General features: G+C 67.1%; 20 protein-coding genes. 4 read left to right on the top strand and 16 right to left on the bottom strand.

The genetic code is table 11. The features are described 5' to 3' along the window. Window positions 1–90: 90 nt before the first annotated feature. Both CDO44_RS23405 and CDO44_RS23400 read right to left on the bottom strand, forming a co-directional pair. Window positions 91–1,257 (bottom strand): ABC transporter substrate-binding protein, encoded by a 1,167-nt coding sequence (locus tag CDO44_RS23405; RefSeq protein ID WP_087782655.1) that lies wholly within the window; start codon window positions 1,255–1,257, stop codon window positions 91–93. Next, the gene (locus CDO44_RS23400; protein WP_087782654.1) at window positions 1,254–2,300 is read right to left on the bottom strand and encodes an aromatic ring-hydroxylating dioxygenase subunit alpha; all 1,047 of its coding nucleotides are present in this window, start codon (window positions 2,298–2,300) and stop codon (window positions 1,254–1,256) included. The genes CDO44_RS23405 and CDO44_RS23400 overlap by 4 nt, the downstream gene beginning before the upstream one ends. 208 nt (window positions 2,301–2,508) lie before the next feature. Here CDO44_RS23400 and CDO44_RS23395 point away from each other — a divergent pair, with 208 nt between their 5' ends. After that, entirely contained in the window at window positions 2,509–3,255 is a 747-nt protein-coding gene (locus CDO44_RS23395) for a GntR family transcriptional regulator (RefSeq protein ID WP_087782653.1), read from the top strand. A gap of 283 nt (window positions 3,256–3,538) precedes the next feature. Beyond that, window positions 3,539–4,513 (top strand): tripartite tricarboxylate transporter substrate binding protein, encoded by a 975-nt coding sequence (locus CDO44_RS23390; RefSeq protein WP_158213412.1) that lies wholly within the window; start codon window positions 3,539–3,541, stop codon window positions 4,511–4,513. 27 nt (window positions 4,514–4,540) lie between these two features. Here CDO44_RS23390 and CDO44_RS23385 read toward each other — a convergent pair whose 3' ends face one another. After that, window positions 4,541–5,314, bottom strand: coding sequence for a GntR family transcriptional regulator (locus CDO44_RS23385; protein ID WP_087782651.1), 774 nt, complete (start codon window positions 5,312–5,314; stop codon window positions 4,541–4,543). A gap of 131 nt (window positions 5,315–5,445) precedes the next feature. On the opposite strand from CDO44_RS23385, the gene CDO44_RS23380 reads away from it, so the two are divergent. Then, window positions 5,446–5,913, top strand: a complete 468-nt coding sequence (locus CDO44_RS23380) for a YbaK/EbsC family protein (protein ID WP_087782650.1) — start codon at window positions 5,446–5,448, stop codon at window positions 5,911–5,913. A 32-nt stretch (window positions 5,914–5,945) separates the two neighbouring features. On the opposite strand, the gene CDO44_RS23375 is transcribed toward CDO44_RS23380, so the two are convergent. From CDO44_RS23375 to CDO44_RS27730, 13 genes are all read right to left on the bottom strand, one after another. After that, a complete protein-coding gene (locus CDO44_RS23375) occupies window positions 5,946–6,722 on the bottom strand; it encodes a GntR family transcriptional regulator (RefSeq protein ID WP_158213411.1) in 777 nt (258 codons plus the stop codon). A 94-nt stretch (window positions 6,723–6,816) separates the two neighbouring features. Beyond that, complete coding sequence (locus CDO44_RS23370) at window positions 6,817–7,212, bottom strand: RidA family protein (RefSeq protein WP_158213410.1); 396 nt, start codon at window positions 7,210–7,212, stop codon at window positions 6,817–6,819. Next, entirely contained in the window at window positions 7,205–8,350 is a 1,146-nt protein-coding gene (locus CDO44_RS23365) for an alpha/beta fold hydrolase (protein ID WP_158213409.1), read from the bottom strand. Before CDO44_RS23365 ends, CDO44_RS23370 begins: the two co-directional genes overlap by 8 nt. A gap of 61 nt (window positions 8,351–8,411) precedes the next feature. After that, window positions 8,412–9,236: an extradiol dioxygenase gene (locus CDO44_RS23360; RefSeq protein ID WP_087782646.1), complete on the bottom strand. Its 825-nt coding sequence runs from the start codon at window positions 9,234–9,236 to the stop codon at window positions 8,412–8,414. After that, complete coding sequence (locus CDO44_RS23355; RefSeq protein WP_158213408.1) at window positions 9,233–10,003, bottom strand: dienelactone hydrolase family protein; 771 nt, start codon at window positions 10,001–10,003, stop codon at window positions 9,233–9,235. Before CDO44_RS23355 ends, CDO44_RS23360 begins: the two co-directional genes overlap by 4 nt. 19 nt (window positions 10,004–10,022) lie before the next feature. Further along, a complete protein-coding gene (locus CDO44_RS23350) occupies window positions 10,023–12,209 on the bottom strand; it encodes a hydantoinase B/oxoprolinase family protein (protein WP_087782644.1) in 2,187 nt (728 codons plus the stop codon). A 16-nt stretch (window positions 12,210–12,225) separates the two neighbouring features. Further along, complete coding sequence (locus CDO44_RS23345) at window positions 12,226–14,319, bottom strand: hydantoinase/oxoprolinase family protein (RefSeq protein ID WP_144389578.1); 2,094 nt, start codon at window positions 14,317–14,319, stop codon at window positions 12,226–12,228. Between the two features lie 319 nt (window positions 14,320–14,638). After that, window positions 14,639–16,663 (bottom strand): UvrD-helicase domain-containing protein, encoded by a 2,025-nt coding sequence (locus CDO44_RS23340; protein ID WP_087783085.1) that lies wholly within the window; start codon window positions 16,661–16,663, stop codon window positions 14,639–14,641. A 193-nt stretch (window positions 16,664–16,856) separates the two neighbouring features. Next, window positions 16,857–19,016, bottom strand: coding sequence for a primosomal protein N' (locus tag CDO44_RS23335; RefSeq protein ID WP_087782642.1), 2,160 nt, complete (start codon window positions 19,014–19,016; stop codon window positions 16,857–16,859). 437 nt (window positions 19,017–19,453) lie between these two features. Continuing rightward, complete coding sequence (gene hemE, locus CDO44_RS23330; RefSeq protein WP_087782641.1) at window positions 19,454–20,527, bottom strand: uroporphyrinogen decarboxylase; 1,074 nt, start codon at window positions 20,525–20,527, stop codon at window positions 19,454–19,456. A gap of 79 nt (window positions 20,528–20,606) precedes the next feature. Then, the gene (mdtI, locus tag CDO44_RS23325; RefSeq protein WP_087782640.1) at window positions 20,607–20,939 is read right to left on the bottom strand and encodes a multidrug/spermidine efflux SMR transporter subunit MdtI; all 333 of its coding nucleotides are present in this window, start codon (window positions 20,937–20,939) and stop codon (window positions 20,607–20,609) included. 9 nt (window positions 20,940–20,948) lie between these two features. Further along, the gene (locus CDO44_RS23320) at window positions 20,949–21,332 is read right to left on the bottom strand and encodes an SMR family transporter (RefSeq protein WP_087782639.1); all 384 of its coding nucleotides are present in this window, start codon (window positions 21,330–21,332) and stop codon (window positions 20,949–20,951) included. Between the two features lie 40 nt (window positions 21,333–21,372). Further along, window positions 21,373–21,528: a hypothetical protein gene (locus tag CDO44_RS27730; protein ID WP_158213407.1), complete on the bottom strand. Its 156-nt coding sequence runs from the start codon at window positions 21,526–21,528 to the stop codon at window positions 21,373–21,375. A gap of 362 nt (window positions 21,529–21,890) precedes the next feature. Here CDO44_RS27730 and CDO44_RS23315 point away from each other — a divergent pair, with 362 nt between their 5' ends. Next, window positions 21,891–22,790, top strand: coding sequence for a LysR family transcriptional regulator (locus CDO44_RS23315; protein WP_087782638.1), 900 nt, complete (start codon window positions 21,891–21,893; stop codon window positions 22,788–22,790). Window positions 22,791–22,818 lie beyond the last annotated feature (28 nt).

Below are 22,818 nucleotides of genomic sequence, written 5' to 3'. Positions count from 1 at the left end.
CTCGCAGCGACCGCCGGGAACAAATGCCGATGCGGGCGGCGCGGTGCCCGCATCGGCGATACGTCGGCGGCCCTCCCCCGCTTTCCGCCTTCAGTCCATCCGGCACTCCCCGGCGTAGGAGTCGCGGCTGCGTTCGAAAATGACGCCCTTGCTGGCAAGCGCCGCCTGTCCGTCGCGCCCCTTGATCACGTCCACCCGATAGAACGGCGAGATGGGAAATTGGTTGGTGTTGAACGCGAAATACCCGCGCACGGATTGGAAGTCGGCAGCCTTCAACGCCGCGCGGAACGCCGCCTTGTCGTCGACGTTGCCTCCCGTGCGCCGCAACGCCGACGCGATGAGGCGCGCGGCATCGTAGGATTGCGCCGCGTACAGCGACGGCTCGCGGCCGTACTTCTTGCGGAAAGCCTGGACGAATTCCCTGTTGGCCGCATTGTCGAGGTCGGGGGCGTAGGGAGAACTCGTTACCGCGCCCAGCGCCACCTCGCCCAGGGCCGGCAGCGTAGAGCCATCGATGGTTGATACCGAGACCATCGGGATCTTCGTCATCAGCCCCGCCTGCTGGTACTGCTTGGTAAAGTTCACGCCCATTCCGCCGGGATAGAAGGTATAGATCGCGTCCGGCCTGGCGGCGGCCACGGTGGCAATTTCCACGGAGTAGTCCGGCTGGTTCACGGCGCTGAAGCGTTCCCCCACGATCTCGCCCTTGTAATTGCGCTTGAACCCTTCCATCGCGTCCTTGCCCGCCTGGTAGTTCGGCGCCAGCAGATAGACCCGCTTGACGCCCATGCGGTTGGCCAGTTCGCCCGCCGCCTCGTGCAGCTGGTCGTTATTCCATGACGTGGAGAAAAAATAGGGGGAACAGCCCTTTCCCGTAATGGGCGTGGGCCCGGCATTGGATCCGACCAGGAATACCTTCGCGGAGGTGATCGGGCGATGGACCGCCATCATGACGTTGGAGAACACGATGCCGGTGACGATGGAGACCCGGTCCCGATCGAGCAGTTGGCGGGCAATCTGCACGCCCTTCTCCGGCTTCATCTCGTCATCCTCGCGCAGGATCTTGACCTCGACGCCGCCGAGCCTGCCGTTTTCCTGGTCCACGGCCAGCATGAAGCCGTCGTACTGGTCGACGCCCAGCGCCGCGCCCGGCCCCGAAAGCGTCGACAGGAAGCCGATTCTTACCGGCGCCGCCGCGGCGGTACCGCCGAGCAGCAGGGTCGCCAGAACGATTGATCGCATAGCGCGCATGGTCATGCTCCCGTTGCTTCGCTGGCCGCCTCGGCGGCAATCATCCGCTTGACCGCGCGGCGCATGTGGACCCGGGCGGCGTCGGAAACGATGTCGATCAGGCCCTGCTCGCCGCGGGCGGTCAGCATGGCCTGCTGGGCCTCGACGATGGCCTTGTCCTCGCGGAATGCGGTGTCGATTTCATGAAAGAGCGCATCGGTCGCGCCGGGGTCGTCCTGCCTGTAGCCGTTGGCGGCCGACCAGAAATAGAAACAGGTCGTGTCGGTTTCCGGGGTCAGTCCATGGAAGATGCGCAGCGAAAACCCGGGCTGGTTCCGGTTTTCGACGGCGCCCTTGCCGCTGTCGATGCCCCCGGTCCACTGCAGCACCGCTCCGGGCGCGATGTACTGGAATTCCATCCAGCGATCGATGCGTTCGGCCAGGGGCACCGCCTTGGCATAGGTGGGAGGCGGCGCGGAGTCCATCAGCCAGCGGATGAAATGCAGGCCGTCGTCCGTCGGCGTCACCGTCATCTTGGCTTCCACGTGCGCCTTGGGATTGCCGCCTATGGTGTTCTTGTGCACGAAAGCCAGGTGGGTCAGGTCCATGAGGTTGTCCACCAGCAGCATGTAGTTGGCCTTGACGTGGTAGACCTGGCACTTGTGCGGCCAGCGGGCATGATCGTTGTGGAACGGATAGGGAACGATCTTGCCCGGGTCCGCGCGGTCCGGCTCTCCCATCCATATCCATATCAGCTCGTCCCGCTCGACCACCGGGAATGCCTGGACCCGGGCCTTGGGCGGAATCGAGGCCTGTCCGGGAATGCGGATACAGGCGCCGGCGGTGTCGAACACCATGCCGTGATAGCCGCATTCCAGCCCTTCCGGCACGACTTGCCCGAATCGCAACGGTGTGCCGCGATGGCAACAGCGGTCGAGAAGCGCCGCCGGCTTGCCCGTGCCGCGATCCCGGAACAGCACGACAGGAACGCCACACAGGGTGCGGGCGAACGGCACGGGCCCGATTTCGTGCGCCCAAGCGGCGACATACCAGGCGTTTTTGACGAACATCTCGCCTCCTTTGATGGGTGTGGGAGTTTGCGCTGTGTGCACGCCATTGTTTTTGAATTTCTATTCAGCGTATACGCAAAAAACTAAAAACACAATTTATTGCCTATTTTTTACGCATAAACCCCTATTAACGTATACTTCACGTATTCATTCCCCGTTCTAGAGACGTTCTGCACCATAATTGCGGACTCGCTCGCCCTCCTCTCCTATGGAAACCGATCCCAACCTGTCGCAAACCGAAAGGGCCGTCTATGGACTGCGCGGCTTGATCGTCCAAGGCAAGCTCAAGCCAGGCGACCGGGTCCTCGAACAAACCCTGGTCGATGCGTTCGGCGTTTCGCGCACGCCGGCACGCGCGGCCATGCAGCGCATCTGCGAAGAAGGGCTCATTTCCACCCTGCCCTCGGGCGGCTATGTGGTTTCCAGCTTCACGGAAGACGACGTCTTCGATGCGATCTCCATCCGCGGCACGCTGGAAGGCATGGCCGCGCGCATGGCGGCCGAGAAGGGCGCGCCGCCGCGCGTACTCAAGGCCATGCACGAATGCGTGAAGGAACTGGACGCGGTCGTGGCCGCGCCCGACGTGGCCGCTCGCCAGAACGATTACGTGGTGCTCAACGACCGGCTGCACGACCTGATCTGCAGCGCGGCGCAAAGCCCCATGGTCACGCGCGCTTTGCAGCGGCTGGTGGCCATTCCCTTTTCGGTCAACAACTCGTTCACCGACGTTCCTCCGTCGGCCGAGGCCGGGGTACGCGAGATCCTGTGCGGCGCCCAGGAGCAGCATCGCAACATTGTCGAGGCCATCGAGAACCGCGAGGGCACGCGCGCGCAGGCGCTGATGATCGAGCATTCGCGCTCGACGTGGAAATACCTCAACCTGATGCTGCACCTGCCGGAACCGGTGGCGCTCCCCGGCGGACTGGAAGCCGCGCTGCGGGCACGGCGCGCCTGAGCGGCGCAAGACCGCTCACGCGTCGTTCATCGCCAGCGAATCGGCGACCTGGGGCGCGATCATCAGGGAACGCCACATTACGGCGCAGTAGCCGCTCCTTCCTTCCGGCGATCACGCCGGACACGGGTTCCTGCCTTTGAGTCCGGGACGCCGCAGGGCGCGCCTATGCGGTTTATCCCTCTATCGCTCCATAATAACTAGTAGTATAGTTTACTGATCTACTAGCAAAGACGGCCGGACAAGCACCCGCCGCGCGCCCGTGCGGCGCAAGAAGGAGACGACCTTGCAGCTCTACCATTCGTGGCGCGCCGCCCTCGCCGCGCTGGCCCTGGTGTGCGCCGCCCCCGCGCACGGTGAAGACTTCCCGGCGCGGCCGATACGCCTCCTGACCCCTTATCCCGCCGGCCTGACGCCGGATGTCGCCACCCGCATCCTGGCCGAAAAACTGGGCAAGCTCTGGGGCAAGCCGCTCGTCATCGAAGCCAAGCCGGGCGCCAATGGTTTTCTGGCGCTGGGCGCCGCCAGGCAGGCCGCGCCGGACGGCTACACCTTGCTGGTGGTGGGCGATGCCCACATGACGACCAACCCCAAGCTGCTGTCCTCCGTCCCCTACGATCCGCAAAAGGATTTCGAGCCGGTATCGCTCTTCTTCCGCGCGCCGTTCCTGTTCTACACTTCGGCCTCGGCGCCCTATGCGTCCATGCGCGACCTCATCGAGGCGGCGCGCAAGGATCCGAAGAAAATCACCTACGGCACTCCCTACGTGGGCAGCCCGGCCCATTTCGGCGGCGCCATCCTGGCGCAGGCCACCCAGACCCGGATGATGCCGGTGCACTACAAGGAAGGCGCGCAGATCTACACCGCGGTCTCGAACGGCGACATCAGCTTCAGCGTGGCCACCATCGGCTCGGGCCTGCCGCTGGTCAAGGCCGGAAAAATGAAGATGCTGGCCACCGCTTCGAAGGAGCGGCTGGCCGACTATCCCCAGGTGCCTACGGTCCGGGAATCGGGCGGCCCGGACCTGGTCGTCGAGACCTGGGTCGGCCTGGTCGCGCCCGCGGGCACGCCGCCCGCCATCGTCCAGAAGCTCAACGCCGGCATCGCGCAGGTCCTGAAGGACCCGGAGCTGGTCGAGAAATTCGCCGCGCTCGGCATCGCGCCGCAAAGCAGCACCCCGGCCGAACTGGCCACGCGGGTGCGCGACGAACTGGCCGAAGTGGAAACGCGCATCAAGCGCCTGGGCATTACCATCGAATAGCGGCCCTGGAGGGCGCGGGGGCCGCGCCTACTTCAACCGCATGTGCACCCGCACGAAATCGCTGCGGAACAGCCCTTGCGACTCGTACATCAGGACCTCGTCCTTGTCGAACACCGAGCGGGTAACCACCATGATGGCGGTGTTCACCGGCACGTCGAGCAGCTGGGCCACCTCGAAATCGGCATTGCTGGCCTGTATGGTCTGCTCGGCGCGGCCGATGCGGTTGCCCGAGTGATTCTGTATCAGCTGCATGGGCACGGGCGAATTGAATGCCTTCTTGCCGATTTCGCGGAAAATCGTGCGCTCCACGTAGGAGTCGCCGACGAAATAAGGGATGTGGTTGTGCTTCTGCAGCCGGCGCAGATGCTGGTAGCCGTCGGGCGAGAGCGTGCCGCCGTGGTGGTTGATCGATTGCGGCCGCATGACGGTACTGGTTTCCAGCCACTCGATCTGGATGTCGGGAACGTGGTTGACCAGGGTGTCCCAGCTGGTGGGGATGTCGTAGAACACCTCGCTCTGCGGGCGCCGCAGCACGAAGGTTCCCCGGCCCCGGTAGCGGCCGATCAGGCCCTCGGCCTCGAGAAAACCGATCGCATGGCGGATGGTCGCGCGCGCCACGCCCTCTTCGCGCGCCAGTTCGTCCAGCGAAGGAATCTGCTGGTCGACCGCCCATTCCCCCGATTCGATGCGCTTCCTGAACGCCATTACCAGCTTGACGTAGATAGGGGTGCCTACTTGTGCCAGGTTCGCGATGGCGGTCGACGAGGTCGTGCGCGATGCGGAGGGCGGAGGCAGCGTCATAGGATGGTTATGCTGGTTGACTAGATGTTTATTCTATCAGCGCCTCTTCCCCTGATACGCGCGCGGGCACGGGTCGGGCGGCCTCATCCGTGGGCTATATTCGTCGGTTGTTCCGCCAACGTGCTTGCCCCATGAGCCTCGAATCCGTCCGCACCTTCCTCGCCGCCAAGGCGCCCGACATCTCCATCATCGAACTGGAACAAAGCACCGCGACCGTCGAACTGGCGGCGCGGCACCACGGCGTCGAGCCGGGGCAGATCGCCAAGACCCTGTCGCTGCGAGCGGGTGATCGCGAGGTGCTGGTGGTCACGCGAGGCGACGCCCGGCTCGACAACAAGAAGGCCAAGGCGGTGTTCGGCGGACGGGTGAAGATGCTGTCCGCCGACGAAGTGGTGGCCGTTACCGGCCATCCGGTAGGCGGCGTGTGCCCCTTCGGGCTCGCCCGGCCGCTGCCCGTGTATTGCGACGTCTCGCTGCGGGCCTATGACCAAGTGCTGCCCGCCGCCGGCTCCACGCACAGCGCGGTGCGCATCGATCCGCTGCGCATGGCGCAGCTGGTCGAGGCGGAATGGGTGGACGTCTGCCAGGCGGCCGCCTGACGGCCCGCCGGCGGGCCCCCTTGCGGGCCGGCCTACTTCAGGTCGGTGTGGATCTCGACGAAGTCGCCGCGGAAGATGCCCAGCGATTCATAGACCAGCATGCCCTCGCGGTCGAGGACCGACCGCGTCACCTGGATGACCGGGGCCCCTGACGTCAGGTCCAGGAGGCGGGCGGTATCGAGGTCCGCCACGCTCGCGCGGACGGTCTGCTCGGCATGGCCGATGCCGCCCGGCAGCCGGGCATCGAGGATCTTCAGCGGGATGGGCTTGGCGAGCACGTCGGCGCCGATGGCCTCGTATACGTTTTTCTCGATGTAGGTATGGCCGATGCCATAGGGAATGCGGTGGCGCAGCAGCCGGCGCTTCAAGGCCTGGTAGGCCTCGCCGAGCCTGGCGCTCGCGTGGACCGAGGCCGGCGGCTGCGCGCATTCGTGGGTCTCCAGCCATTCGACCTCGATGTCGGGCTGCGCGCCGGTGAGTTCGTCCCAGTTCATCGGGATGCGATACCAGATGTTGGACTGGGGCCGCGCCATCACGAAAGTGCCGCGGCCACGGTAGCGCCCGACCAGCCCTTCGGCCTCCAGCATGCCGAGTGCGTGCCGGACGGTAACGCGTCCCACGCCGAATTCCTGCATCAGTTCGTCGAGCGAGGGAATGCACTCGTTCAGCGGCCAGGTGCCGTTCTCGATGCGCTGGCGGAACAGCGCGAAGAGCTGGGCGTACATCGGCAAGCCGCCGCGCGCGCCATTGCCCGCGGCGCCGCGGGCGGCGGAATCGGTATCGGCGGTCTGCCGTCGTGCTGATGCCATGGGACGAATCATCTGCCGGGAAGGATGCGCGCAAGACGCAAACGCGTATTGTGCCGGGGCGCCCGGCGCGCTGGCAATCGCATGCGGATGCCGGTCAAGGCGCCAGCGCGATCACGTCCAGGACATAGTGCGCGTTGCCGCCCGGCGCCGCATTGGCGTCGGCCACGCCCACCGCCAGCCGGGCGGGCGGATCCTCTGGGAAGAACTCCATCCAGGCTCGATGGAAGGCCTGGCGCGCCTCGAGATCATGCAGGTAGAGCGTCACCTTCACCACGTGCCGCCGCGTCGCGCCGGAGGCGGCCAGCACCGCCTCGAGATTGCGCAGCGCCTGGCACGCCTGTTCGTAGGGATCGTCCGGCATGCGGTTGGTGGCCGGGTCGCGTCCGCGTATGGCCGACAGGAACAGGAAACCGCCCGCGCGCACCCCGGGCACCATGCCGGCCATGCGCTCCGGCGCGTCGGGCGACTGCGGCATGGTCCGCCTATCCATTGAGGAACTCCCGGATGATGGCGGCGGCGCGGTCCGGCGCGTCGGTCTGCACCTGGTGGCCGGCGCCCTCCACCCATTCGATGCGCGCATCGGGCAGCATCTCGGCCAGGGCGTGTCCGGTGGCCGGCACGGCGAAGGTATCGTCGGTGCCCCACAGGATGAGGGTGGGGATGCGGCGCGTGAGCGCGGGCAGCGCCTCCTGCCATTGCGTCTGTAGCTTGAGCACGGGGTCATTGCGCACGAAATCGATGCCCTGCGCCATGCGCCGGAAGGCCTCGAGCGCGCCGGGCCGCGTGGCGGCGCGCTGGCGATCGTCGATGAGCTGGTCGGTGATGCGCGACTTGTCGATGATCAGCGCCTCCAGGAGGCGCTTCATCCCTTCCCGGCTGCCGTCGTAGCCCATCAGCGCCCGCATCGCTTCGTTGGGCTCCTGCTTGATGCCCATGGACGTGGCGATGGTGAGCGACGACACGATGATCAGCTTCTCGACGCGGTCCGGATGCAGCATGGCGTAGTACGCCCCCGACCACGCGCCTTGCGAATTGCCCAGCACGCTGAATTTGTCGAGACAGAGGGCGTCGACGAAATCGGCGGTATGGGCGGCGCGGCTGATGAGGCCATACGGCGTGGGCACGCTGGTGTCGGTCAGGCCGAAGCCGCCGATGGAATCGGGCGCGACCACGCGGAAGTCCCGGCCCAGCAGCGGCAGCACGGGCCCCATGCCCGACGCGCCCGACGAACCGGCGCCGCCGCCGTGCAGCGCGACCAGCGTCCTGCCGTCATGGCCGGCCTCCGAATAATGCGTGCGCACGCCATTGGCCAGCACCCAGCGGGAACGTATGTCGGTTTCCTTCATGGTCGATGTCTCCGTTCGATGTAATGAAAAAGGTTCGCGTAGGGGGGTGCCGAGTCCGCGCGCCCGGTAGGCCTGCACGTAGCTCAGGCCCAGCGTGCCGGCAAAATTGCGTATCAGGAGCGGATGCACGCCCCATTCGTACAAGGTGGCGAGGTCGCGCTCGCGCAGCGTGCGCCGCTCCTCCTCGTCCAGGCCGTAGCCGTCGAAGGCGTCGGCGGCATCCGCCTCGAGCGCCGCCTGCAGGGCGGGCTCCTTGTCGAAGCGGAAGAGGAATCTTTCCAATCCGGCGCGGCTCATCGATGTTCCCTCCCGCGCTCCGCATCCTTCCCAGGGACGAAAGCGCTCATGACTCGAGCTCCGTCACCGCGATGCCGGTCACCCATGCGCCGACGGGCTCGTAGGCCCGCACGCGCGCAGCGCGGGCACGCGCCGCGCCCGCCGCCAGCAGCCAGTTGCGGATCTCGGCCGCCCCGTTGCCGGCGCTGCGCACCACCTCGTCCGCATCCCAGGCGGCGATGTGGTCGAAGCGGCCCGCCGAATAGTGCTCGAGGAAACGGCGGTCGAACGCCTGGTTGATGTGTCCGGTCTCGGGCATGCCGACCCAATGGCTGAGCCCGCCGGTGCCGATGACGGCGACGCGCGGCGCGAGCGTCTGGCGCCGCAGCGCCTCGCCCATCGCCCGCCCGAATGCCAGGCAGCGGTCCAGGCGAGGCAGCGGCTCCACCGTGCAATTCACGTATATGGGCAGGACGGGCGCGTCCCAGCCGGCCAGCAGCAACTGCAGCGGGCACGAGAAGCTGTGGTCCAGCGGCAGCTCGCGCGCGCTGGCGGCGTCGAAGCCCGCCGCCACCAGGTCCGCATGCACGGCCTCGCCCAGGCCCGCCACGCCCGCGTAATCGCGCTTGGGCACGCCGAATTCGCCATGGCCGGGAAAATGCGTGCCGGTGCCGACGGCGAACAGCGGCAAGGCGGCGTAGTCGAAGGTCAGGAAGTGGTCGGTGGCCGCCACCACGATCACGTCGGGCCGCGCCGCCTTCAACGAGGCGGACAACGCCGCGAATCCGGCGAATACCCGCTCGGCCCGTGCCAGGTCGTCGGGATCGCCCTTGGGCGCGCGCATCATCGCGCCCGTATGGGCGGTGGCCGCGGCCCAGACGATCTCGCTCATCGCCCCGCCCCCGCATCCAGGTGGCGATGCAGGAACGCCACGAAGCGCGCATAGGTCAGCGCGGCGGCTTCGGGCGAATACCGGTCCAGCGTGCTGTCCATGTACGCGTGGCGCGCGCCGGGATAGACGTGGAACTCCACCGGCTGCGGCGATTCCGCGTCGAGCGCGGCCTTGAGCGCCCGCGTCTGGTCCATGGGGATTGCCTCGTCGGCCTCGCCGAAATGCAGCTGCATCGGGCTCTGGATGCGCGGCGCCAGGGCGATGCGCGAGCGCTCGCGGCCGTCCGGCGCATAGGCCGCCGGCACCACCGGCAAGGCGTACAGCACCACCGCGCAGGCCAGGTCTTTCGTCTGTGCCGCCCAGGCCAGCACCGTGCCGCCGCCTAGGCAGTAGCCGATGGCGCCGATGCGGTCAGGCGCCACGCGCGGGTGCGTGCGCAGCCATGCCAGCGCGGCTTGGCAATCGGGCACGACCACTTCGTCGCGGGCGGCAATGAAAGCCTTGCTGCGCCGCTCTTCGGCGGTGGTGTAGTCCTGGGGCGGGCGCCCGCCTATGCGGCTGTACGGATCCACCGTCAACACGATGAAGCCTTCGGCCGCCAGGCGCCGGGTCTCCTCTTGCCGGTGTCCGGTCACGCCCAGGTTCTCCGGCGCGCACACCACCGCGCCCAGCACCTCGTCGCCATCGGGTTCGGCCAGATAGCCGCGAACCTGGTCGCCGCCGCTGGGGAAGGTCACCCAGCGGCCCTGGCTCGTCCTCGTCGTCATGCTGCCTCCTCGCGCGCGCTCATGCCGCCACTTGTATGTCGAACAACGATGCCTCGCCCTTGCGCCGCACCTCCACGTCGAGCAGGGTCGCGCAATGCGGGCAGGCATGCTGGACCACTTCGAGATCGTGGTGGATGCGCACGCGCGGACCGAGCTCTTCGGCCGCGGCCAGGTGATGGCGTGCGTAGTCCTTCCAGTTCTCCGCAGCCGGCGCGATGGCGTTGTCGCACTGGTTGCAGACCAGGTAAGGGGTACCGGCCTCGCGCACGATGCGCGCCACGTCTCCGACGATGGCGACCGGCTCGGCCCGCGCCACCGCGGGCCGGGCCGCCAGCGTCTTGTCCGCCGGCCAGGCCAGCCGCCGCCGGCGGATCGCGGCGCGCGCCGCCTGGGTGGCCGCCTCGTCGGCAACGCCGTCCCGGATCACCACGCCGAAGATGCGCTCGGCCACCAGCGCCGAGAAAGCGCCCGCCGCGACGTCGCCGGCGACGCTTGCCGCAGGCCGCGCCAGCGGATCGCCCCAGCCGCCGCCGGCGGTGGGGTTGCACTCGTACACGTCGTCCTTGCCGAACTCGAATTCGGGCGGCTTGGCGTTGAACTCGACGGCTTCGCCTTCGAGCCCGTCCATGCGGTCGGGAAAGACGCCGTCGGCCAGCAGTTGCCGGATATTGGTGTGCCGCAGGAAACGCCGATGATTGCAGCCGCTGGGATAGCCGCCGAACAGGCCGCGCGAGGTGGGCGACTCGTAGCCGTGGCAAGCCACCAGCGATTCGACTTCGTCCACGCCGTGCAGCACGAAGGCCGCGCCGGCGGCCTGGCCGCCCACGTTGCGGCCGGCGCCCGAGCTGTCGGTAACGATGCGGCGGTACATGTAGAGCACCGGCAGCTTGAGTTCGGTGGTCTCGACGTTGGGTGCGCGGCCGGCGGTGATGTTGCGCTGGCCCGATACGTTCACGCCGTCGCGGTGCGCATAGGCGCCGCCGCCGGACAGCATCACCTCGAGGATGGGCGCGGTAGCGGGTTCGCCGTACTGGTTCTTGCCATGGATGTGGAACAGGTCCGGCCCGCTGGCCGGCGCGGCCTGCGCCTCGGCAAGGTAGTCCGGATGCGTGGCCATCAGCTTGGAGATGACCTCGGTGGTCGTGACCTCCACCAGCCACATCGCTCCCAGCGGCCCCTGGCTGCACGGCGCGGGGAACTTGCACGAGACGATGGACCCTTCGTGCGCGAGCACTTCCAGCGGCCGCAAGAGTCCTTCATTCCACGGCAGGTCGTAGGCGATCACCGGCAGGATGCCGGCATAGACGCCGGCCAGCAATCCGGTGCGCGTGGCGTTGACGAAGCCCGGCGCCTGCGGATCGGACCCGGTGTAGTCGAACTCGATGCGGTCGCCCCGCTTGCGCAGCTCGACGTGGATCTTGTAGACCTTGTTCTCGAAGCCGTCGTGGTCCAGGAAGGCCTGGGCGCGGAACACGCCGTCGGGCAACTCCTTGAGCCGGTTGCGCATCTTGGTCTCGGACAGGGTCATCATGCCGTCCATCACCGTCAGCACGGTATCGACGCCATACTTGGCGATAGTATCCAGGACGCTTTTCACGCCTATGTTGTTGGCCGCCATCAACCCCTTCAGGTCCAGGCTGATGTTGGTGGGCAGGCGCGACATGCCGGTGATGAAATTGAGCACGTCGCTGCGCAGCTCGCCGCGGTCGATGATCTTGACCGGCGGGATCAGCATGCCCTCCTGCCGGATGTCCTTGGCCATGGACGCGAAGCTGCCCGGCACCATGCCGCCCACGTCGAGCTGGTGCGCGCAGGCGCCGGTCCAGCCAATGCGCTTGCCGTCCACGAAGATGGGCGCCAGCACGCCCACGTCGGGGCAGTGCAGCGCGCCCTTGTGCGGGTGGTTGACAATGAACATGTCGCCCGGATTGATGCCGACGGTGTCTTCGCAATCCTCGATCACGTGCTTGACCATCAGCGACAGCGAGGCGGCGTGGAAGGTCACCGTCTTGCCCATGGTGACCACTTCGCCGAAGGCGCGATATAGCCCGGTGTTGAAGTCGGTGGCCTCGTTCACCAGCGCCGACCCCGACACCGACGCCAGCGTGGCGGCCTGCTCGTCGGTGATCGACAGCAGCCGGTGCCGGATCACCTCGAAGGTGATCGGGTCGACCTCCTTGGCCGTGTATTCATAGACCTGATGCATGGTTGTCTCGATCCCGTTATTGATTGCGCGCAATGGAAATCACGAAGTTGCCGTAGGGCTCCATCTCGGCCGTCTGGCCGGGGCCGACCACGATGGTGGTGTCGGGCCGCTCGATGATGCAGGGCCCCTCGATCGCGTGGCCCGGCCCCACGTCTTCGCTGCGGTAGATGTCGGTGCGGATGAAGCCATGGCCGTAGAAGTAGACCTGGCGGTCGGAGACCGGCCGGTTCGAGCGGCCGCCGCCGTCCACCTGGCGCGGCATGGGCTTGATCACGGGCGAGGTGCCTTCCACCCGCACCACGGTGAACTCCACGCCCGAACTGCGCAGCGCGGTGTTCTTTCCGTAGATGCGCTCGTACTGGGCCTCAAACGCGTCCACCAGCGCGTCCACGTCGGCGGCCTCGAGCTCGCCCGCCGGGACCTCGACGCCGATCTCGTGCACCTGCTGGCGAAAGCGCATGCCGATGTAGCGATGGATGGTCACGTCGTCGCCCAGCGCTTCGCGCGCGCGCCCCTCGATCTGGGCAAAGCCTTCGTTCAGCGCGGCGATGTCGATGTGGTCGGACGCGCGCTTGAAGCGCGCCGGCGCATGCTGGCCCACCGCCAGCGAGAACGACCGGTGGCGATCGCCCGTCACGGTGCCGTAGGCCGAGTGCGCCGGCCCGGTATTGGGCACGACCACCTTGCCGATGCCGGCCACCTCGGCGTATTGGTGCGCATGGGTAGCGCCCGCCCCGCCGTAGGCCATCAGCACGAAATCGCGCGGATCGTAGCCGGCACGCAGCGTGACGCGGCGCAGGAGGTCGGCCATCTGGTTGTTGGCCACTTCGCGGATGCCGGCCGCCGCCTCTTCCACGCTCATGCCCAGCGGCTCGGCCACGTGCTTGCGCACCGCCTCGCGCGCGGCCTCGACGTCCAGGCCCATGCGCCCGCCCAGGAAGTAGCGCGGATCGATGATGCCCAGCACCACGTCGGCGTCGGTGATGGTGGGTTCGACCCCGCCGCGCCCATAGCAGGCCGGTCCCGGCGTGGACCCGGCGCTTTCCGGGCCCACGGTCAGATGGCCGTCCTGCACGCGGGCGATGGAACCGCCGCCCGCGCCAATGGCGGTGACCTTGATGGACGGCAGGGCCACGTGGAAGCGCCCCACTTCGCGCACGGTTTCCAGCAACGGCTGGCCGTCCACGATCAGGCCCACGTCGAAGCTGGTGCCGCCCATGTCGGCCGTCAGCACATTGCGATAGCCCAGCAGCTCGCCCAGCTTCTGCGAGGCCAGCACGCCGCCGGCGGGCCCCGAAGTCAGCAGGTTGGCGGCCTGGAACGCGGCCTCGGCAGCCGGCAGCACCCCGCCGCCCGACTCCATGATCGAGATCGGCCCCGTGAAGCCGAAGCGGCGGATCGCGCCTTCCAGCCCATTGATGTAGCGGTGGATGACCGGGCCGAGGTAGGCGTTGATCGAGGTCGTGGACGTACGCTCGTATTCGCCGATGATGGGCACCAGCAGCGAGGAGGTGGTGACGAACAGGCCCGGCGCTTCCTCGTCCACCAGCTCCGCCAGGCGGCGCTCATGCGCGGGATTGCGGAACGACCACAGCAGGCTGATGGCGATGGCCTCCACGCCGGCGTCGCGCAGCTCGCGTATGGCCTGGCGCGCCTGCGCCTCGTCCAGCGGCACGATGACCTCGCCCTTGTAGTCGACCCGCTCGACCACGCCTTTGATCAGGCCGAGCGGCACGATGGGATCGGGCACGCGGCGCTTGGAGAAATGCGAGATCTCGTGCGTCGGCATGCCGATCCACCCGCCCATGGCACGCTGGATGCGCAGCGTGTCCTCGAAGCCGCGCGTGGTGAGCAGGCCCGTCTTCGCACCCTTGCGTTCGATGAACGCGTTGGTGGCGGCCGTCGTGCCGTGCGAAAAGTACTTCAGTTCCGCCACCAGCCGGTCGGCCGGAATGCCCAGCTCCTCGGCCGCCAGCTTCATGGCGTCCAGCACGCCGCGCGTGCGGTCATCTGGCGTGGTCAGCGCCTTGAAGATGCGCACCTCGCCGTCGTCGGACAGAAGAACGAGGTCGGTGAACGTCCCTCCGATATCCGTACCAATGTAAGACACGAGTCTTTCCTCCAAATGCCGCCCCGCGGGGCGATCGGGTCGCCGGAAGGCGGGCCGGCCATGCCGGGACCGCCGCTTCCGAATCTGGCGCCATTAGACTCCGAAAAACATTCTATGTATAGAACTATAGAATGTTAAAAGTCTAGGTAATTACCCTTTATGGACCGGACATTGCCAGGCCGCCGAATCGCTCGAGCACGCTCATGGGTCAAGCAGGAACGCAGTGTCTCGCAGCCGGGAATCCTGCGCGGTCGATGGCGGTTTCTCGCAACGATCGGCCTCGGCCGCCAAGGGAAAGATCAGGGCTTGTTGCGGACCGCTAGTCCTTCTTCAACAACGACTTCAGCCGGTCCAGCCTTTCCTTCGCGCTGAGCCCCGGCGTGGCGTCGGCGACCTTGTCGTCTTCCAGCCCCATTTCCTTGATGAAGCGCGACGGCTCGCGGGCGATGTCCTCGCGGCCGCGCTTGCGCTTCTTGCACCAGGTGACGTTGAGCGTGCGGCGCGCGCGCGTGATCCCCACGTACATCAGGCGCCGCTCTTCCTGCACCCGGGCCTCGAACGATTCGGCGGCCTTGGCCGGGTCGCCTTCCTCTTCGTCCTTGCCGAGGTGAGGCAGCAGCCCTTCCTCGGCGCCGACCAGGAACACGTGCGGATACTCCAGCCCCTTGGAGGCATGCAGCGTGGACAGGCGCACCAGGTCGGGATCCTCGTCGTCGCTTTTCTCCAGCATGGTGATGAGGGCGATGTGCTGGACGAGCTCCATGAGGGTCATCTTGTCTTCCTCGGCCTTGCGCTTGAGCCAGCCGAGCAGGTCGAGCACCGTCTGCCAGCGCGTCTGGGCGCCGCGCTCGTCGAAGTGGTCGTACAGGTAGCGTTCGTAGCCGATCGCCCGGACCAGGTCGTCGAGGATCTCGGACGCGGTTTCGCCGGAAGGGGCGCCATCGCCCTTCGCGGCGCCGGCGCGCCACTGCATGCGGTTGATGAATTCGCAGAACTCGCGCAGCGGCGCAAGCTGGCGCGGCTGCAGGCGCTGCTCGAGCCCGGTTTCGAATACCGCGGTGAACAGCGGGATCTCGCGCTCGCCGGCGTAGGTGCCGAGCGCCTCGAGCGTGGATTGCCCGACGCCGCGCTTGGGCGTGGTGATGGCGCGGATGAAGGCCGGGTCGTCCTCGTCGTTGGCGATGAGCCGCAGGTAGGCCATGATGTCGCGCACCTCGGCCTTGTCGAAGAAGCTCTGGCCGCCCGAGACCATGTAGGGAATCTTCAGGTTGCGCAGCGCCTGCTCCAGGATGCGCGCCTGGTGGTTGCTGCGATAGAGGATGGCGAAGTCGCGCCAGTCGGCCTTGAGCTCGAAGCGGGCGGCGGAAATGCGCATGGCGACGGACTCGGCCTCGGCTTCTTCGTCGTCCATCGGAATGACGGCGATCGGGTCCCCGACGCCGAGGTCGGACCACAACTTCTTCTCGAACAGCTTGGGGTTGTGCGCGATCACGTTGTTGGCCGCGGCGAGGATGCGCTGCATCGACCGGTAGTTCTGTTCGAGCTTGATGACCCGCAGGTGAGGATAGTCGGTGGTGAGCTTGGCGAGGTTCTCGATGGTGGCGCCGCGCCATGCGTAGATGGCCTGGTCGTCGTCGCCGACGGCGGTGAACATGGCGCGCGGGCCGGTCAGCAGCTGCACCAGCCGGTACTGGCAGGCATTGGTGTCCTGGTATTCGTCCACCAGCAGATAGCGCAGGCGCGATTGCCAGCGCTCGCGCGCCTCGGGGTCGGCCTCAAGCAGCCGGGCGGGCAGCCGGATCAGGTCGTCGAAATCGACCGACTGGTACGAGCGCAGGGTGGCGTTGTAGCTGCGGTAGACCCGCGCGGCGTCGCGTTCGCTTTCGGTCGACGCGCAGCGCTCGGCCTCGTCGGGCTCGATCAGCGCGTTCTTCCACAGCGAAATGGCCGTTTGTACCGCGCGGATGTGGCCTTTGTCGGTGGTGGCGGTGAGGTCCTGCACGATGCCCATGGCATCGTCGGCGGCCAGAATGGAGAACTGCGGCTTGAGCCCGACCTGCTTGGCTTCCTCGCGCAGCATCTTGACCCCGAGCGAATGGAAGGTGCTGATGGTCAGCCCCTTGAGCGCGTTGGGCGGGGCGATGGCCTTGACCCGCTCGGCCATTTCGCGCGCGGCCTTGTTGGTGAACGTCAGCGCCGCGACGTTGCGCGCGGCGTAGCCGCAATCGCGCAGCAGGTAGCCGATCTTTTGCGTGATGACGCGCGTCTTGCCGCTGCCGGCCCCGGCAAGGACCAGGCAAGGGCCGTCGAGATAGCGCACCGCATCGCGCTGGGCCGGGTTCATCCCCGCATCGAGCGGCGGCAAGGCGGCCGGCGCGCCGGCACCGGGTTTGTTCAACCGCGATTCGGCGCGGTCCATGGCACGGGTCGCGGCGGAAGAAGAGGAGGCAGTCATTCGGCTCGGGTGGAATCTAGGGTCGCGCAGGCGCGCGGACGGCATGCGGAAGCGGGTGCGGACGGCGGCGGGCGAACGGGCATCAGATTTCCAGCGGATCGACTTCCAGGTGCCAGCGCACCCGCGAGGCGGATGCCAGGCGAGGCAGCGCGGCGGCCCAGGCGCGCAGGAAACCTTGCAAGGCGGGACGGCTATCGCTTTCCACCAGCAATTGAGCGCGTTCGACGTTGGCCACGCGCACCACGCGCAGCGGTACAGGATCATAGAGCGTAATGCGCGACAGCTCCGCGGCCTGGGACAAATCGATCCCGTTCTCCGTATCGGGCGCTTCGGCCAGGCTCCGTGCCTGCGCCAGGAACCCTTGGGCCTGCGCCAGCTCGCGCGCCTCCGCGGTCAGCAGCGCCTGGTAGGCGAACGGCGGCAGGCCCGCGGCCTCGCGCTCCTTCAGCGCGTAGCGCGCGAAGCCCGGATAGTCGTGGCGGACCAGCGCCTGGTACAGCGGCTGCTCGGGATAGCCGGTCTGGATATAGACCTCGGCCGGCGTCCCGGCACGGCCGGCGCGGCCCGCCACCTGCATCAGCTGCGCGAACAGGCGCTCGGGTGCGCGGAAGTCGTGGGAGAACAGCATGGCATCGGCATTGAGCACGCCGACGAAACCCAGGTTCTGGAAATCGTGCCCCTTGGCCACCATCTGCGTGCCGACCAGGATGTCGATCTCGCCCGCGTGCATGCGGGCGAACAATTCCTGCGCACTGCCCTTGCGCCGCGTGCTGTCGGCATCGATGCGCGCGATGCGGGCGCCGGGAAAAAGCTCACCCAGGTGTTCTTCCAGCCGCTGGGTTCCCCGCCCCATGGGTTGCAGATCCTGGTTGCCGCAATCAGGGCAGGCCGCCGGCACGCGGTGCTGCCAGCCGCAATGATGGCAGCGCAGCTCGTGCCGCCCCGGCCCCCCCGGCACCCGCGGCGGCTGCCGGTGCAGCACCATGTACGCCGAGCAGCGGTTGCAGCCGCTGACCCAGCCGCAGGCATCGCAGTGCAGGACCGGCGCATAGCCGCGGCGGTTCAGGAAGATCAGTGATTGCTCGCCCTGCTCCAGCCGCTGCGCCACCGCTTGCACCAGTTGCGGCGCCAATCCCTGTTTCAGGCGCTGGTTGCGGGTGTCCAGCAGCCGGATCCGGGGCGGCTCGGCCGCCAGCGCGCGCTGGGGCAAGGTCAGCAGCAGATAGCGCCCGCTTTGCGCGTGGTGCCAGGTCTCGAGCGAAGGCGTCGCCGAGCCGAGCACCACCGGTACGCCGCGCTCGCGCGCGCGCCAGATCGCCAGGTCGCGGGCCGAATAGCGCAGCCCTTCCTGCTGCTTGTACGAAGGATCGTGCTCTTCGTCGACGACGATGAGCCCCAGCTCGGGCAACGGCGTAAACAGGGACAGGCGCGTGCCCAGCAGCACCCGCGCCTGCCCCCGCACCGCCCGCAGCCAGGCCTCCAGCCGCTCGCCATCGGCCAGGCCGCTGTGCAGGACGGCCACGCCGGCCTTCCCGGCGATGGCCTCCAGGCGCCGCCGGAAGACATTCTCCAGTTGCGGCGTCAGATTGATTTCGGGCACCAGCAGCATGACCTGCCGGCCTTGCCCCAGCACCCGCTCGGCCATTCGCAGATAGACCTCGGTCTTGCCGCTGCCCGTCACCCCGTGCAGCAGGACCGGCTTGAAACCGGAGAGTGCCGCGAGGGCGTCCACGGCTTCCTGCTGCGCCGGATTCAGGGTGGGAAGCGGCGGCGAACTCGGGGGCATGCTCGCCAGCGCACCCTCCACCGGCGTTGACCGCAAGCACTCACTTTCATCGTTTGCCGCTTTTTTCTTCGCCTTGGTGGAACGTGCGGCGCGAGCGTCCAGCCGTGCCACCGGCCCGCCACCAGCCCGCTTGCCCTGATAGGCGGCCGGCTTGCGCAATGGACCGGGGAGTGCCGGCAACATGACCTCGCCCACCGGGCGCTGATAGTAATCCGCGGCAAACGTCGCCAACTTCAGCCAATCTGCCGGTAACGGCGGCAGATCGTCGAGTATCTGCACCACTTCCTTGACCTGCCCGGTATCCACCGCCGGCGCGGGGGGCGTCTCCATGACAATGCCGACCAGTTCCCGCCGCCCGAAAGGCACGATGACACGTACGCCCGGCACCACGGCTCTGGGTGCCCGATAGTCGAACAGGCCCGGCAAGGGAACATCGAGGGCTACGCGCACCCACATCGCCGTGCCCGTCCCGGCAGGCGGGGCGGAAGAGACAGAAGGGAAAGGCTGTGTGGACAACTGGGCAGCTCCGGCTCAAGGCGGCAGTAAAACCGGCATCGAAAGTTAAAGTAAAACCTCTGAAACCGTTCTAACCCCCGCCTCCATCAAGAGATTTTTTTGGCCGGAACAAGCTGTGGATAACTTTGGGGACAACCGTTCGACAAATTCGGTAATGGGCCGTACCACAAAAGTCTTTGCTTTGGTGGCTAATGATACAAATCCCATAAAACCTATATAAATCAATTGCTTAGGATAAGAATCCACACCAGGGGTCAGCTTGCAAATCTCATGCCCGGCTCAGGGCCAGTTGTGCATAAGTCGAATCGCAACGATGCACAAGCAGGGTTAGCACTAGCCGCAAACGACCGACCACGGTCCTTATTCACAACGGCGGATCAATTCGCCTTGCGCTGTCGCCGGCTGTGCTCGTGCACCGTTTCCACCAGCACGGCAACCGCTTCGGGCGGCGTGAACTGCGAGATCCCGTGGCCCAGGTTGAAGACATGCCCCGGTCCGGACCCGAAGCTGTCCAGGGTACGGATGACTTCGGCCCGGATAGCCTCGGGGCCGCCGAACAGGGCCATGGGGTCGAGATTGCCCTGCAAGGCCACGCGGCCGCCGACCGCCGCCCGGGCGGCGCCCAGGTTGACGGTCCAGTCCAGCCCCACCGCGTCGCAGCCGGAAGCGGCGATGTCTTCCAGCCAAATCCCGCCACCCTTGGTGAAAACGATCGAAGGCACCTTGTGGCCATCGCGTTCGCGCGTGAGCCGATCGAGCACCAGGCGCGTGTAGTGCAGCGAAAACCGCTGGAACAGGCCGTCGGCCAGCACGCCGCCCCAGCTGTCGAAAATCATGACCGCCTGGGCGCCGGCCTCGATCTGCGCATTGAGGTATTGCGCCACGGCCTCCGCATTGATCGCGAGGATGCGGTGCATGAGATCGGGGCGGCTGTACATCATGGTCTTCACGGTGCGGTAGTCGCTCGAGCCGGCGCCTTCCACCATGTAACAGGCCAGCGTCCAGGGGCTGCCCGAGAAGCCGATCAGCGGCACACGTCCATGCAGTTCGCGCCGGATCTGCGCCACCGCCGCGAACACGTAGCCCAGCTCGGCCATGTCCGGCACGGCCAGCCTGGCGACGTCATCCTCAGTGCGCAAGGGGCGGGCGAACCGGGGCCCTTCCCCCACGGCGAAGCCCAGTCCCAGGCCCATGGCGTCGGGCACGGTCAGGATGTCGGAAAAGAGAATGGCCGCATCGAGCGGATAGCGCTCGAGCGGCTGCAGCGTCACCTCGGTCGCGTAGTCCGGGTTCTTGGCCAGGCCCAGGAACGAACCGGCGCGGGCGCGCGTGGCGTTGTATTCGGGCAGGTAGCGCCCGGCCTGGCGCATGAGCCATACCGGCGTGTAGTCGGTGGCCTGGCGCGCAAGAGCCCGCAAAAAGACATCGTTCCGGAGAGTGGGCTCAGACACGTCGTACCTCGGCAAAGGGAAGCCTGGGATTTTACCCGGGCTCGGGGGATTCGCCTCCGCAGGGAAAGCGCAGCGCCGCTCAGGCAAATTTCATCAGCAGCAGGCCCGCCAGCAACAGGCCCATCCCGGCCCAGCCGGCGGGCCGGATCCTTTGGCCGAACAAGGCCCAGCCGGCCAGGGCCGTGGCCAGAATGCCCAGGCCGCCCCAGGCGGCATAGGCGACCGATAGCTCGATGCCGGGCAGCGCCAGGTAAAGACAGGTGAAGGCGGCCAGCACCAGCGCGATGGAAAGCGCGCCATGGGCCTTGCGCCGGAAACCGTTGGAGAGCTTCAGGAAAATGTTGGCGACTACCTCGAGCGCGACGGCAGCCAGCAACATGGCGCCATGAAACCAAGTGAAAGTATCAAGCATGCCGCCCCCTCAGCCGGCGGCGGCGGACACCGGCTCGGCGTGGGGTTGCGGCCGCACGCGCGGCGAGGCGTCCGCGGCCATGCCGCGCTTCAGGAGCAGGATGCCCAGCAATACGGTCGCGATGCCGGCGGCCTTGCCCGGCCCGATGGACTCCTGGAAAACGGCCAGGCTGACCAGCGAAATGGCGACCAGGCCCACGCCTTCCCAGATGGCATAGGCCAATCCCACGGGAACGCGCGTAACCGCCAGCGACAGCGCGTAGTACGACGCCCCCAGCAGGGCGAACATGATGAACAGCCCGCCAAGATGGCCCTGGTCGCTGCTCCATTTCATGAAACTCGTGCCGGCGACCTCGGCCGTAATGGCGAGGGAAAGAAAAAGCCAGTGACGCATGGGTTCTCCCGATTGTTATTGTGTGGTTGTTGCCGAATTGTTACCGCGCGAGCAACAATATCCCGGCCATGACCACGAACGGCAGCAGCACCCTGGCGGCAGCCGTCAGCACTTCGGGCAAACCGTAGTCGAACGGCTTGGCGGCCGGCGTCAAAGCGGTTCCGGCCTCGATGGGAGTCGTAGTATGGGTAGTCATGATGTGCTTCCTCGTCTGTGCGCGCGCGGGCCGGCCCTTGGGCGGCGGGCGTGCGCGGATGGTTCGGTGAACGGTGCCCGGCATGGGCACGCCGGCGTCGTGCGGACGACGCTAACGGTCGGGTTCGGGGACCGAGGAAGCGCGAGAGACACGGGCAGAACAGCGGCTGGGGGCGCCATGCGAGACATGCGCGCGATAACCAGACACTCCTGCGGCGGACGTGGCAGGGCGCCTTGCGCTCGGTCCGCGGAATTGCGGGCTGAACATGGGGTCGCTCCTTGGAGAAGGACGTTATTTGGTACATCCAGTATAGACCTTCATTGCTTGCGCGCCGTAACAACATTGTTCTGTAGAATTGAACAATGGATCGCCTGACCCCTCTTCGCGCCTTTCTAGCCGTGGCCGACACCGGCAGCTTCACGGCCGCGGCCCGCAAACTGGGCGTATCGCGTTCCGCCGTGACGGGCCACATCCAGGAGCTGGAGCGCCACCTCGGCACCCAGCTCCTGAACCGCACCACGCGCCGGGTCTGGCTGACGCGCGAAGGGCAGCGCTACGCGGACCGCGCCGGCCGGCTGCTGGGGGGCCTGGAAGCGCTCGACGCCGAAATGCAGTCGCGCAGCGGCCGCACGGAAGGCCACCTGCACGTCGAAATGGCGGAATCCGTAGCCAACGCACGCGTCATTCCCCGCCTGCCCGAATTCGTCCGGGCCTATCCCGATGTCTCCCTGCGCATCTCGCTGAACGAAGGCGTGGTCGATCCCACCGTGTCGGGCGCGGACATCGGGCTGCGCGTCGGGCCGCTGCGCGATTCGACACTGCGCTTCAAGCTGCTGGGACGCGGCAACTACATCATGGCGGCCAGCCCCGGATATCTGCAGCTCTACCCGCCGCCGCGCCATCCGGACGAACTGCGGCAACATCGCCTCATCGAATTCTGGGATCCCGACACGGGGCGTCCCTACGACTGGCAACTCGTGAAGGGCAAGCAGACGGCGAGCCTGCCGGCCCAGGGTCACCTCATCGTCGACAACACGCGGGCCGGGCTTACATGCGCGCTGGCGGGCCTGGGCATCTACGAAGACCTGGACTTCCTGCTGGCGCAATCGCTCGCGGAAAAAAGGCTGATACAGGTGTTGCCCGACTGGAAGCGGCCGGGACCCCCCATTGCCGCGCTGTATACGGCGCGGCGGCCGGTGCCGCCGCACGTGAAGGCGTTCGTCGATTTCCTGGCGTCGGTATTCGGGACCGGGCGGTCCTGAGGCGCCCGGCCGGCAGGCGGCGCATCGG

Origin of the sequence: Pigmentiphaga sp. NML080357 (assembly GCF_002188465.1) — a bacterium.
GTDB lineage: Bacteria > Pseudomonadota > Gammaproteobacteria > Burkholderiales > Burkholderiaceae_B > Pigmentiphaga.
This window is presented reverse-complemented; position numbering and strand designations above follow the sequence as displayed.